Source organism: Verrucomicrobiia bacterium (genome assembly GCA_036268055.1).
Classification (GTDB): domain Bacteria; phylum Verrucomicrobiota; class Verrucomicrobiia; order Limisphaerales; family Pedosphaeraceae; genus DATAUW01.
In genome coordinates this window covers 48,074-61,315 of sequence record DATAUW010000018.1, presented here as the reverse complement: position 1 = coordinate 61,315, position 13,242 = coordinate 48,074, and the positions used below count along the sequence as shown (strand labels likewise).

Below are 13,242 nucleotides of genomic sequence, written 5' to 3'. Positions count from 1 at the left end.
GTTGGCGATTTTATGAAACCGCTTTGGATTGATGATTTGTCTTTTTTGAAAAAATCTTTCCCCCTCTGCGCCTTTGCGTCTCTGCGCCTCTGCATTAAGAATGGGCGGTAAAAGAAATTGGGTTGGAAATAATTTGGGGTCATTTGTTGAAGCGGCTGGTCCAGACTTCGAGCCAGTTGATGGCGGCGAGGATGGCGCAGGAGATGACAAGGAGGACGGCGGCGATGGCGGTGGCGCCGGCGTAGTTGTGTTCTTCAAGTTGATAGACGATGAGGGACGGGACGATCTCGGTTTTAAACGGCAGGTTGCCCGAGACGAAGGTGACGGAGCCGTATTCGCCGACGGCGCGCGCGAAGGCGAGGGCGAATCCAGTCAGAACGGTCGGGAATAATGTGGGCGCGAGGATTTGCAGGAAGGTGCGCAGACGGCTCGCGCCGAGGGTCGCGGCGGCTTCTTCAACTTCCTGTTCGAGGTTTTGCAAAACGGGTTGCAAGGTGCGCACGACGAAGGGCATGCCCACAAAGGTGAGCGCGATGACGACGGCGAGCGCGGTGTTGGTTCCTTTGATGCCGAGCGGAACCAGAAATTGCCCAAGCCAGCCGTTGGCGGCAAACAGGCCGCAGAGCGTGAGGCCGGCGACGGCGGTGGGGAGCGCGAAGGGAAAATCTATGAGGGCATCAATGAAGCGTTTGCCGAAAAAATCGTAACGAACGAGTATCCACGCGAGGAGGCTGCCGAAAAGGGAGTTGATGAGGGCGGCGATGGCGGACGCGCCGAAGGTGAGTTTGTACGCGGCGATGGCGCGGGGGTTGGTGATGAGTTGCCAGAATTCGCTCCAGGAAAGCTCGAAGGTTTTTATGAGCAACGCCGCGAGGGGGATCAGGACGATGAGGCTGAGGTAGAGCAAGGTGTAGCCCATCGTCAGCCCGAATCCGGGCAGGGGGTTGAATTTCTTTTTGGGCATCGCGATTGGCGGTTAGGGTGTCAAAGAATCACGAGCATGTGAAGGGACGATTTAATTTGAACCGCGGAGGCGCGGAGGCGCGGAGGTCTACAGGGAGAGGAATTTTAGCCACGGATGGAACACGGAATGAACACGGGTGGGGAAAACTGTTGAAACAGTTTTCGGTTTTGCGCGCCCGGTGGTTCCTCCAACTAAAGTTGGGGGTTAATGAGAAGCGGTGGGCGAGTGGGTGGACGTTGGTTCCATGCGGGGATTTCTTTAGTCCCTGCGGGACTTGATTTGTAACGGACGCAAACCCAGCCATAAATGGCTGGGCTAAGTTCGGTCGTCCCTGCGGGACTGCGGCGCTGCTCCGCCTTCGCCGATGGCGGTTGACGGGTTGAATTTCAAGGAACGGATAAATTTCGGAAATTCTCAGATGTGGCCGGCGAGGGCGCCAGCCACTGCACGCGAGGGCGCGTGCGCTCCCCGGGGCACGGACGGACGGACACCGGGGAATTTTAGCCGCGGATGGAACACGAATAAAACACGGATAAGGAATAGGATTCAAAGCGGGGAAAAATCAGGTTGGGGGTGCATGGCAAAAAAAGACCGCGCGGTGGCGACGCGAAGGTTGCCACCGCAGCGGGCGATAGAATGGATTTGGTTTAGATATTTTGGGCGATGGATTGGAGGGATTGGTATTCGACGAGGATGGTTTGCAGGGCAGCGGCGAAGGCTTCGACTTGCAGGTGCAGCGAGGCTTTTTGCGGTGTCTCCAAGGTGATCTCGAAGGGGGGTTGTTTCATGTTTTTGGGCGCGCGCAGGACTCCGGGGAAGCCTTGCGAGATGACGCCGTTTTTTGCGTCGAAGCCGTCTATGCTGACTTCGCGGTTGCGCGGGAGAAATTTTTCGGCTTCGCGGAGCGCGGGTTCGAGCAAGTTTTCGGCGAGAATGTGACCGGCGACGTAACCGTAGAGGCCGTGGCTGGTATCGTCGGCGTGGAGGGTGATGATGCCGTCGAAGGCGTGCGTCCAGATTTCGGTTTCGAGGAGGCGGACTTCGGGCTCGGCGGAGTTGCGCCAGAATTCGCGGTTGAGGTCTTTGCCGCTGCGCGCGTGGCGGGTGTTGTCCTCGAAGCCGGTCGGATTGCACACGGGGTAGATGAAGAGGCAATAGCCTTTGGCGAGCGCGGGATTTTTTTCGAGCGCGGCGACGAGGCGGGTCAGCGCGAGCGCGCCTTCGGGTTCATCGCCGTGAATGGTGGCGAAGATGCCGAGGCGGACGATGTCTCCCCCACCCTGCGGGCCAAGATACAGGTAGCGGGGCAACTGATAATTTTGCCCGCCGCTCTCGAAGTTGCCGAAGGGACGGCGCAGGAGATGATCGGAATTTTCGGCGAGCTGGTCGAGTTGCGAGAGGAGGCGTTCCAAGGGACGGCGTTCGGGAAGACGCGGCGTGGCGGCGGCAACAGCAACGGGAGATTCGGTTTTTGTGAGGGTGCTCATATTATATATATGGTGGTTGAAAGTTTTGATTAGGAAATCAGTGGCCGTCGGGGGTGTAGATTTGATCGAAGGTTCCGCCGTCGGCGAAATGGGTCTTCTGGGCTTTTTGCCAGCCGCCAAATTCGTCGGTGACGGTGAAGAGTTTCAGGTCGGGAAACTGGGCGCGATATTTCTCGAGGACGGAGGCGGTGCGCGGGCGGTAAAAATTCCGCGCGACGACTTCCTGGCCTTCGGGTGAATAGAGGTATTCCAGATAGGCTTTGGCGAGGGCTTCGGTTCCGTGGCGTTTGGCGACTTTATCCACGACGGTGACGGGCGGCTCGGCGAGGATGCTGATGGAGGGCACGACGATTTCAAATTGTCCTTTGCCAAGTTCTTTGTCGGCCATGATGGCTTCGTTTTCCCAGCCGACGAGGACATCGCCGATGCCGCGTTGGACGAAGGTGGTGGTGGCACCGCGCGCGCCGGTATCGAGGACGGGCACGTTTTTGAAGAGCGCGCGCACGAATTCCTTGGCCTTGGCATCGTCGCCGTTGTTTTGTTTTAACGCGTAGCCGTAAGCGGCGAGATAATTCCAGCGCGCGCCGCCGGAGGTTTTGGGATTGGGCGTGACGACGGAGACGCCGGGCTTGATGAGGTCGGACCAATCTTTGATGCCTTTGGGGTTGCCCTTGCGAACGAGGAAAACGATGGTCGAGGTGTAAGGCGTGCTGTTGTCGGGAAGGCGCTTTTGCCAATCGGCGGGGATGAAATGAACTTTTTGGGAAAGGACATCCACGTCATAGGCGAGCGCGAGGGTGACGACATCGGCGTCGAGACCGTCCATCACGGCGCGGGCTTGTTTGCCGGAACCGCCGTGGGATTGCCGGATGGTGACGGTATCGCCGGTGGTGTCTTTCCAATGTTTGGCGAAGACGGCGTTGTAATCCTGATAGAGTTCGCGGGTGGGATCGTAGGAGACATTGAGAAGGGTGGCGTCCCTGGCAAAAGCTGAGACCGAGAAGGCCAGCCCGACAATTGCAGCGGTTAAAAATCTATTCATGCGGTAGAGATTAGCAGTAATCTACACTATGTCAATAGGGATTTGAATATTTATTAAAATGATTGAAATAAAAGGGTTTTTGGGGGATTAATGGGATTTTGGCAGGATGATTTTTGGGATGGCGAGCATTTTGGGAAAGGGATTCAAAGAGGCTTGGTTTTAAGGGGTTAGGCAAAAGGGGGATTTTGACGAATTAAGTGAGTGGGCTTGTGGGCGAATACGCGCGATTGAGGCATCGAAAAAGCCGCGGCGCGCGTAGTGTCTGGTGCAGGCCATGAAAATCCAGATGATGCACAACGCGGACGAAATGGAAGCGGAGATCGCGCGGCTCAAGACTGAGCTTGCGCGCGAGAACGCGGCGCGTCTGGAGGCGCAAGCCATCGCCAAGCGCGCGGTGCAACATCTCAACGACAATCATCAGGGACAGGAGTTGTTGCAGGCCATCACCGTGGCGGCGAACCAAGCGGCGAGCGTGGTGGAAGCCATGCAAATCGCGCTCGATCAAATTTGTGGTTATACCAGTTGGCCGATTGGGCATGTGTATCTCACGGCGGAAGACGGCTCGGTGGACTTGGTGCCGCTCGATGTTTGGCACGGCGAGCAAACAAGGATGTTCGAAGATTTTCGCCGCGCCACGCAGGCATCTCGCTTGACCAAAGGAATGGGATTGGCGGGGCGCGTTTTCAAAACCGGCAAAGCGGTCTGGGTGAAAAATATCCAGGAGGAGGAATCCCTTGCCAAAGCCGGCGAAGTGAAAGCACTGGAATTAATATCGGCGTTCGCATTTCCGCTGGTGATCGGGCCGGGCGTGGCGGGCGTGCTGGAATTTTTTTCGCGCGTGGAACACGAGCCAGACACGCGGCTGTTGAAAATCATGTCGCAGGTCGGCGCGCAACTTGGCCGCGTGATCGAGCGCGAGCAGGCGGCGGCGAAGTTGCAGCACACCGAAGCTTACTTCCGCAAGCTGACGGAAAATGCGCTTGATCTCATCACCATTCTCAGCGCGGACGGCACGATCCAATTTGAAAGCCACTCGATCTATTCGGTGCTCGGTTTCGCGCCGGAAGAATATCGCGGCAAAAATGCGTTTGAGTTCGTGCATCCCGACGATGTGCAGATCGTCGAAAAAGCTTTCGTCGAAGCCTTGAAAACCAATGGCGATACCGAACGGCTCACGTTTCGTTTTCGCCACAAGGATGGTACGTATCGCACGCTCGAAGGGATGGGGCAAAATCTTTTGGACGACACTGATGTGGCGGGAATTATTTTCAACTCGCGCGACGTGACGGAACGCAAACGCCTGGAGCAACAATTTTTGCAGGCGCAAAAAGTCCAGGCCATTGGGCAGCTTGCCGCCGGCGTGGCGCATGATTTCAATAATATTTTGACGGCGATCATTGGTTATTCAGACATGGTGCTGTTGCGCATGGAGCCGAGCCATCCTTCGCACAGCCACATGACCGGCGTGAAACAGGCGGCGTATCGGGCAGCGGCGTTGACGCGGCAACTGCTCGCCTTCGGTCGCAAACAAATGTTGCAGCCGATGGTCGTGAGTTTGAATCTGAGCATTTCCGAAATGGAAAAAATGCTGCGCCGCCTGCTCGGCGAAGACATCATTCTCGTGACCAATCCCGGCGAAAATTTGGGACGCGTGAAAGCTGACCTCAGCCAGATCGAACAGGTCATTCTCAATCTTGCCGTCAATGCCCGCGATGCCATGCCCAAGGGCGGGCGCCTCACCATCGAGACGGCGAACGTCACGCTCGACGAGAAATATGCCGAGATGCGCAGCGAAGTCGCGCCCGGCGAATACGTGATGCTCGCGGTGAGCGACAACGGCAGCGGCATGACGCCTGACGTGCGCGCCCGATTGTTCGAGCCGTTTTTTACGACCAAGGAACAAGGCAAAGGCACGGGTCTCGGCCTCGCGACCTGTCACGGCATCGTCAAGCAAAGTGGCGGACATATCGCGGTGTACAGCGAGGTTGGCCAGGGAACGACTTTCAAAGTTTATTTGCCGCGCGTGGATGCAGTGGAAGAAACGAAAGCAAAATCGGAGACGATCAAATTACGCCGCACCGGGACGGAAACGGTGTTGCTGGTGGAAGACGAACCGATGGTGCGCGAACTGGGCGTGGCGTATTTGACGCAGCTTGGCTACACGGTTTTTTCGGCGTCGAACGGACGGCAGGCGATGAATTTATTGCACGCGAATAAGAATCGTAAAATAGACATTCTCGTGACCGACGTCGTGATGCCTGAGATGGGTGGAAAAGAATTGGCGGATTACGTGCACAATATTTCTGCGGATACGAAAGTGCTTTTTTGTTCCGGTTACACGGAGGAAGCGATGAACCTGCGCGGCACACTGGGCAAGGACCGCGAATTTCTCACGAAGCCCTACACGATTGATGCGCTCGCGCTGAAAGTGCGGGAGCTTCTGGACAAAAAATAAAACACAGGCGCAATCAGAAACCGTTGCGGGATCACCCAGCGCGCGGAAGTAACCCTCCGGGTTGCCAAAACTGAATGCGCCCAAGGTCATTTATGTATGCAGCAAACGCTCCAAAAAATAATTAATCTGGAACTTCTTGAAGTTCGACCGGTCTCGGAGTAAATGTCTTCCGGATTTGCCTGGGAGACGCGGGCATGAGGGAAATTGTGAGCGCTGTAACTATACATCCTATCTTATTGGTGGACGACGACGAGAACGACGTCTTCTTTCTGGAACGAGCCTTCAAACAAGCCCAGATCAGCAATCCGCTTCATCGCGTGCGCGATGGTGAGGACGCCATCACTTATCTGCGCGGCGAAGAACAATTTCACGACCGCATTCTCCATCCACTGCCTGGACTGATGTTGCTCGATCTCAAGATGCCGCGCAAAAATGGTTTTGAGGTCATCGCGTGGGTGCGCGAACAGCCCGGCCTGAAACGCCTGTCCATCGTGGTCATGACTTCTTCCAAGGAAGACCCGGATGTCAACCGCGCCTACGAACTCGGCGCGAACACGTATCTGGTCAAGCCGGTGAACTTTGAAGGACTCGTTGAGATGATGCGTGCGTTGCACCTTTATTGGGTCATCCTCGCCGAGAAGCCGACCATCAACGCTTGAGCGGTGAACGCGCGCAATCGCCTCGACTTTCCCACAAATCGGACGGCATGATCGCGGCGTTTGAGAGCCAACGATTCATCGAGCCGCAATTCTCCACGTCTTCGATTGCGCGTGACGGCGACGGCGGAGAGCATCGTGCGCGGCGGGCATCCGTGGCTGTTCGCTGAGAGTGTGCGCGAACAAAATCGGGCCGGTGAACTGGGCGAACTCGCCGTTGTTTACGACCGCAAAGATGCTTTTCTCGCGATTGGTTTGTTTGATCCTGATTCGCCCATTCGCGTGCGCATCCTTCATGCCGGCAAGCCGCAAACGGTGGATGCCAACTGGTGGCTCGCGCGTCTCAAGGAAACTCTCGCGCGGCGCGAAAATCTTTTCGATACGGCCACCACGGGTTATCGCTGCATTAATGGCGAAAGCGACGGGTGGCCGGGACTTGTGCTGGATCGTTATGGCGACACGCTGGTTTTAAAAATTTATACCGCCGCGTGGTTACCGCGTTTGAATGAAATTATTTCACCGTTTCGTGAACATATCCCGCATGAACGCGCCGTCCTGCGTTTGAGCCGAAATATTCAGTCACTCGCGGCCGCGCAATTTAAATTTACTGACGGACAAATTTTGCATGGCCCGCCGCTTGACGGCCCCGTGATTTTTCTCGAGACGGGTTTGCGATTTGAGGCCGACGTTTTGCGTGGTCAAAAAACTGGTTTCTTTCTCGATCAGCGGGAGAATCGCCGTCGCGTCGAGAAGCTTGCCCGTGGGCGCTCGGTGCTGAATGCGTTTAGTTTTTCCGGTGGGTTTTCGCTTTACGCTGCGCGTGGCGGTGCGGCATCGGTGAGTGATCTCGACATCAGCGCGCACGCTCTGGCGAGTGCGCGTCGCAATTTTTCACTGAACGACGAAATGAAGGCGATTTCAAAATGTCCGCACGAATTTATTCAGGCGGACACGTTTGACTGGTTGGAAGAGACCAAGAATAAATTTGATTTGATCATCCTCGATCCGCCTTCGCTGGCGAAGCGTGAGACGGAGCGCGTGGGGGCCATTCACGCTTATGAACGGTTGGCGGTGCTCGGTATTCGTGCGTTGAATCGCGGGGGTATTTTGGTAGCGGCTTCGTGTTCGGCACATGTTTCATCGGAGGAATTTTTCGACGCGGTGCGTAATGCGGCGACTAAGTCGGGCCGGAAATTTTCTCAACTTGCGACGACTGGGCACGCGCCCGATCACGCGGCGAATTTCAAGGAGGGCGAATATCTCAAGACTATTTATATCGAGTTCGATCTGTAGCGGCCTATGACCGCTGCTACAGGAGAGTTGCATGAATATGCCGCGGCGCATTAGCATCAAAGTCCCATGCGCCTTTTACAATTAAGCCTGCTTGCCCTTTTCTCGGTGGTATCGTCCTCGCTGGCGGAGGATCTTGAAGCGCCGTTTTCCACTGATCCGGGACAGATTTTGGAGCGCACTTGTTTTCAAACCAGCAAGCCGTGGAGCAGTTTTGGAAATTTGCGCGCGGACGTGGCACTGGTTTATGGCATTGATGCGAGTTTGCCTGAGCGGATTCAGACGTGGCGCGATCATGGGTATCGCATTCACGTGATGACGGGCGTCGCGTGGGGGAATTATCAGGATTATTTTTACGGTCGCTTCGACGGCATCAGCCACGAGGACGAAGCGCAGACGGAGCGCAACGGAAACAAGATCGGCCACGGCGGCGATGTCTATTACATGTGCCCCGGCACGAATTACGGAAAATTTCTGTGCGTGGGAGTTCAGCGCGCGCTGGATTCGGGAGCGGAAGCCATTCATTTGGAGGAGCCGGAATTTTGGGTGCGCGGCGGGTATTCGGAGGGTTTCAAGCGCGAGTGGCAGAATTATTACGGCGAAGCGTGGCAGCCGCCGAATAGTTCCGTAGACGCCCAGTGGCGCAGTTCCAAGTTGAAATATTTTCTTTATCGGCGCGCGTTGCAACAGGTGTTCGATTACGTACAGGACTTTAATCATCGCACGGGCAAAAAGGTGAGATGTTACGTGCCTACTCACAGCCTGCTTAATTATGCGCAATGGGGGATCGTCAGTCCGGAGTCCAGCCTGGCGCGATTGAATGGTTGCGATGGTTACATTGCGCAGGTGTGGACGGGGACATCGCGCGAGCCGAATCGTTTTCGCGGCGAGGTCCGCAGCCGGACGTTTGAAACGGCGTTTCTCGAATATGGCGCGATGCAGAATCTCGTGCGGGCCACGGGAAGGCGCGTTTGGTATTTGAACGATCCCATCGAGGACAATCCCAATCATGATTGGAACGATTATCAGCGGAATTGGGAGTCAACGCTGGTGGCGTCGCTGTTTCAACCGGAGGTATCGCATTACGAAATTGCGCCGTGGCCGGAGCGCATTTTCAACGGGCGCTATCCGCGTTCCGCGAGCCGTGAAAATCGTAAATCCATTCCGCCCGCGTACGCGACGGAGTTGCAGACGGTGATGAATACGCTGAATGATTTGGATCAAAAGGAAATTGAATGGGATTGCGGCACGCGCGGGGTTGGAGTGCTCGCGAGTGATTCGCTGATGTTTGAGCGCGGCGATCCGACGCCGAGTGATCCGCATCTGAGCCAGATGTACGGCCTCGCGATGCCTTTGTTGAAACGCGGTTTGCCGGTGACGCCGGTGCAGTTGGAAAATGTGACCGCGCCGGATTATCTCCAGGGTTTCAAGGTGCTGCTGCTGACTTATCAGGGCATGAAGCCGCTGGATCCCGAGTATCACAACGCTTTGGCCAAGTGGGTGAAACAAGGCGGCGTGCTGGTGGTTTGCGATGACGATTCCGATCCTTACAATCGCGTGCGTGATTGGTGGAACAGCGGCACAAATCATTACGCGACGCCGCGGGAACATCTGTTTGAAAGGTTGGATTTCAAATCGGCTGTCCACGATTCAACGACGCCGACGGAATGGAAATGCGGTCGGGGAAAAGTGATTTGGGCGCGCGAAAATCCGGCGCGTTTGGCCGCAAGTGTGGAGGGAGACGAAACGGTCGTCAGGTTGGTGAAGCAAGCGGCGGCGGATGCCAAATTGAAATGGCGGGAGACGAATTATCTTTTGCTTCGGCGCGGACCGTACGTGATTGCCGCTGGGTTGGATGAATCGGTGGCGGGTGATCCGAAGGTGCTTTCGGGGCATTTTGTTAATTTATTCGATTCGGAATTGCGGATGCAGACGAACATTCAAATTGAACCGGGCAAACGCTATTTTCTTCGCGACCTGGATGCGGCGAAGGGTCGGCAGCCGCAGATTTTGGCGTCGGCTGCGCGGGCTTTGGTAACGAGCCGGTCTGACTATGCGATTTCTTTCGCGGTTGAAGGGGTGGCGGATACTCCGGGATTGATTTTGTTGCGATCGCCGCAGGCTCCCAAGAGCATCACACAGGGAGGGCAAGTGGTTCAGAATTTTGAGTATTCGCCGGTGGAGAAATTGTTGCGGATTCGGTTTACCAATCAATCGCAGCCGGTGAAATTCGCGGTGAGTTTTTAGGGGTGGAGACGTGTCTGGGGACGAAACTGTTAAAACAGTTTCGTGTATTCGTTCGCGTTAATTCCCCCAGCTAAAGCTTGGGGGTTAATGAGAAGTGCTTGGACTTCATGCGTTGAACTGACAATTCGCTGCTTCTATTTAAGATATTTTTTAGACAGTCGGTCATGCGGGCAAATGATGCTTAATTGCCGGAAGTGATCCGACCAAAGACAACGGCATTGATGACGCCAAGAATTATCGCGATAACGAAATAGGCAACCAAGCCTCCGATCGCGATTAAGATCGGCTTTCCCCACGTTTTCCGGGGATATTGGTCCTGCCAGGTTTCTTTGACGTATTGAACCTGCTTCTTTGCCACACTGAAGTACCAGCCCAAAAGAATTCCAAGTCCACACAGTCTCACGATGCCTGGTGGAAACCGGGGAATAAAAATGGTAAACAAAGTAACGGCCAGAAATGTGATTGCAACATAAAGCCATATACGGTTTGCCTTGGCTTCCGCAAGCCGCCCTAAACTTTCCGCATTGCGGGCGTGCAAGAACATTCCAAAAACCGGGGTAAACACGAGACACCAGCAGGCCGCAGCATTCGGATTCCAAAGTGCTGGGGTTGATTCGAGCGAGGAAGGCGAATCGGTATCCATGATTGGCCCAATGTGGCTAACCGATGGCAAACGTGCAAGGGGCAAAGCAAGTGGAAAATGAATTGTTAGCGAAGTTTAAAAATGGTGGTAGGAATTGGATTCGAACCAATGAAGGCGTAAGCCAGCAGATTTACAGTCTGCCCCCGTTGGCCACTTGGGTATCCTACCGACCGGCCCGGTGAATCATCACCGTTTGCGCCCGCATCACTCGAAAAAAAATCGCCGATCACCTGTCGCAAGACAAGAGATGGCGGTCATTTGCCGCGAGCCGCATCCGCTACCAATTTCAGTAGCGGGGTGTATTTTGCAATAATTGAGGGGAAAGGCAAGCTGAATTCGGTCGTCCTGCGACGTGGTTCAAACGAATCCAACGCGGCAAATTGTGGGAGGAAATTTTTGACCGGCGTGAATTCGTGCGGGTGATAAGAGGATGCTCGCCTCGCTTCGTTCGATATAGAAGAAGGTCTTTAGGGTGATGGAATTCCCCCCCCCAGCCAAAGTTTGGGGGTTAATGAGAAGTCATGGGCGAGTATTAAGGATTTTATTCCAAAGTGATTAATTCTTTCGTCCCGGTCGGGACTTGGTTTGTGGAGGAAATCAACCCAGCAATAAATTGCTGGGCTAAGGTCTGTCGTCCCTGCGGGACTTCGGACGGCTGCGCGGCAGCGCAGCCCTACAATGCGTTAGGATATCAGTTGTCTCTGCCGACTTTCGGGCGGCTGAGCGACGGCTCTGCCGTGCTGGGGGGATTAGCCGCCGATGAGGACCATTTCGCCTTTGGGGGTGGGCGAGCCGCCTTTGACTTCGCGGGTGACGGCGAATTTGGCGGCGGTGTTGATCGGCTGCTTGGCTTTGAATTGGATGCGCACTTTGCCGTCGCTGTCTACCTGGAAAACACCGGCGTCCACGGGCGTGCCGTATTGCGGGTCAATGACCCAAAGCTGGTAGTCCTTGTCGGCGGGCAGCGGGGTGAGGCTTTGGCCGATGAATTCGCCGGTTTGCGTTTTCTCGTTCCACAAGGATACGGCAACGGCTTTGGGCTCATCGGCAAGCAGCGCATTGAGCACGGTCACTTTGATGTTCGCAAGGCTGTTGTTTTTGCGAAGTTCGGTGAGGGCGTGTTCGAGTTCGGTATTGTTGGCCTGCAAGGTGGTGACGGCGGATTGCAGGGTTGTGTTGGTGGTCTGCAAGGCCATTGCCGTGCTTTGCAAACCGTTGGTGGTGGCTTGCAGGGCGGCGGTGAGTTGATTCAAGTCGTTCAGGCGGCCGTTCAAGGTGTTCTGCCGCATGAAGAGCAAGCCACACAAAACGGCAAAGCACGCCGCGAGCGCCCACGGGAACCACGTGACGGATTTCTCGTCGTCGTCGTCTTCGTCTGGTTGCACGAGGGGAACGATTTTTTGTTGCGACTCGACCTGGGCTAAAATTTTGTCGCGCAACGAACGCGGCGGCGTGACCAGTGGCACGGAACCGGCAACGGCATCCGCAATGGTGGAAAGGCTGGTGACGAATTCGCGCAATTCGGCGTTGCCACGCAACTCGGCCTCGAAGGTGTGCGATTCTTCGGGCGTCAAGGCGCCGAGCACATGCAGTGAGGCCAGTTCCTGAAGGCGTTCATCTATCATAGACGGCCCTCCAGTTTTTCGCGGAGCTTGAGCATGCCGCGGCGGATGCGCGCCTTGATCGTGCCGAGCGGTTCGCGCAGCCGTTCGGAAATTTCGTTTTGTGTGAGCCCGGAGAAGAAGGCCATTTCAATGGCCTGGCGTTGTTCGGTCGGCAGATTAATGACGGCGGAGCGAATGACTTCGGCTTTCTCTTTGCCGCACACGGTGTCGTTGGCGGTGGGGGCATCGGCTTGCAACGGCGCGATTTCGGCGGTGGCATCTTCGACGAGGCGCGAACGGCGTTGGGAGGCGCGGATGCGGTCAATGGATTTGTTGCGGACGAAAGTGACGGCCCAACTGGAAGGCTTGCCGAGGCGCGAATCGAAGCTGCGGGCCTTTTCCCAGATTTGAACGAAGACATCCTGAAGGACGTCCTCGGCTTCCTTTTGATCGCGCAAGATCTTCACTGCCACGGAGAAAAGCAGTGAGGAATAGAGATCATAAAATTCGCCGAACGCCGCGCGGTCGCCGTCGCTGATGCGGCGCAGCAGGTCAATTTCGTGTTCGTGATTTGCGGTTCTTGCCTCGGTCACGTGGTCCATTCGCGACATTGCCAGCGGCTGGTCGAAAAAAGACCAGAACGAATGGCTGCCCAAATCGCATGTTGCGGCCAAATTCATAACCTCCGGCGCGTGAGTTGACAAGTTACCATATAATAAACTTCTAATTAACTTACGCATCGGATGGGGGAATGGATGCTCGATAAGGCGGCGGTTCTGGCGAATTGCCAGAAAAGGGAACGGCGAGATTCGGAAGAGTTTTGTTGAATTCGCTAAAGTTTTAACCGCAAGCGT

The 13,242-nt window shown here is 55.5% G+C and carries 10 protein-coding genes and 1 tRNA gene; 4 read left to right on the top strand and 7 right to left on the bottom strand.

All coding sequences use genetic code 11. The annotated features are described in order from the left end of the window. Positions 1 to 139 precede the first annotated feature (139 nt). From cysT to VH413_12820, 3 genes are all read right to left on the bottom strand, one after another. Positions 140 to 964 carry a sulfate ABC transporter permease subunit CysT gene (gene cysT / locus VH413_12830; GenBank protein HEX3799576.1) on the bottom strand — a complete coding sequence of 275 codons (825 nt, stop codon included), beginning with the start codon at positions 962 to 964 and terminating at the stop codon, positions 140 to 142. A 647-nt stretch (positions 965 to 1,611) separates the two neighbouring features. Then, the gene (locus tag VH413_12825; protein HEX3799575.1) at positions 1,612 to 2,451 is read right to left on the bottom strand and encodes a M14 family metallocarboxypeptidase; all 840 of its coding nucleotides are present in this window, start codon (positions 2,449 to 2,451) and stop codon (positions 1,612 to 1,614) included. A gap of 37 nt (positions 2,452 to 2,488) precedes the next feature. Next, positions 2,489 to 3,493, bottom strand: a complete 1,005-nt coding sequence (locus VH413_12820; protein HEX3799574.1) for a sulfate ABC transporter substrate-binding protein — start codon at positions 3,491 to 3,493, stop codon at positions 2,489 to 2,491. 274 nt (positions 3,494 to 3,767) lie between these two features. Between VH413_12820 and VH413_12815 the strand changes: the two genes are divergently transcribed. The 4 genes from VH413_12815 (at position 3,768) to VH413_12800 (ending at position 10,141) form a co-directional block, all read left to right on the top strand. Continuing rightward, the gene (locus VH413_12815) at positions 3,768 to 5,948 is read left to right on the top strand and encodes an ATP-binding protein (protein HEX3799573.1); all 2,181 of its coding nucleotides are present in this window, start codon (positions 3,768 to 3,770) and stop codon (positions 5,946 to 5,948) included. A gap of 206 nt (positions 5,949 to 6,154) precedes the next feature. Then, positions 6,155 to 6,607, top strand: coding sequence for a response regulator (locus VH413_12810; GenBank protein HEX3799572.1), 453 nt, complete (start codon positions 6,155 to 6,157; stop codon positions 6,605 to 6,607). Positions 6,608 to 6,667: 60 nt separating this feature from the next. Continuing rightward, entirely contained in the window at positions 6,668 to 7,897 is a 1,230-nt protein-coding gene (locus tag VH413_12805; GenBank protein HEX3799571.1) for a 23S rRNA (cytosine(2499)-C(5))-methyltransferase, read from the top strand. Positions 7,898 to 7,963: 66 nt separating this feature from the next. Further along, positions 7,964 to 10,141: a hypothetical protein gene (locus VH413_12800; protein ID HEX3799570.1), complete on the top strand. Its 2,178-nt coding sequence runs from the start codon at positions 7,964 to 7,966 to the stop codon at positions 10,139 to 10,141. 181 nt (positions 10,142 to 10,322) lie between these two features. Here VH413_12800 and VH413_12795 read toward each other — a convergent pair whose 3' ends face one another. From VH413_12795 to VH413_12780, 4 genes are all read right to left on the bottom strand, one after another. Then, positions 10,323 to 10,784, bottom strand: a complete 462-nt coding sequence (locus VH413_12795) for a hypothetical protein (protein ID HEX3799569.1) — start codon at positions 10,782 to 10,784, stop codon at positions 10,323 to 10,325. A gap of 82 nt (positions 10,785 to 10,866) precedes the next feature. Beyond that, positions 10,867 to 10,952 (bottom strand) — tRNA-Tyr (locus VH413_12790). Between the two features lie 581 nt (positions 10,953 to 11,533). Beyond that, a complete protein-coding gene (locus VH413_12785; protein HEX3799568.1) occupies positions 11,534 to 12,409 on the bottom strand; it encodes an anti-sigma factor in 876 nt (291 codons plus the stop codon). Continuing rightward, positions 12,406 to 13,068: a sigma-70 family RNA polymerase sigma factor gene (locus tag VH413_12780; GenBank protein HEX3799567.1), complete on the bottom strand. Its 663-nt coding sequence runs from the start codon at positions 13,066 to 13,068 to the stop codon at positions 12,406 to 12,408. The genes VH413_12785 and VH413_12780 overlap by 4 nt, the downstream gene beginning before the upstream one ends. Positions 13,069 to 13,242 lie beyond the last annotated feature (174 nt).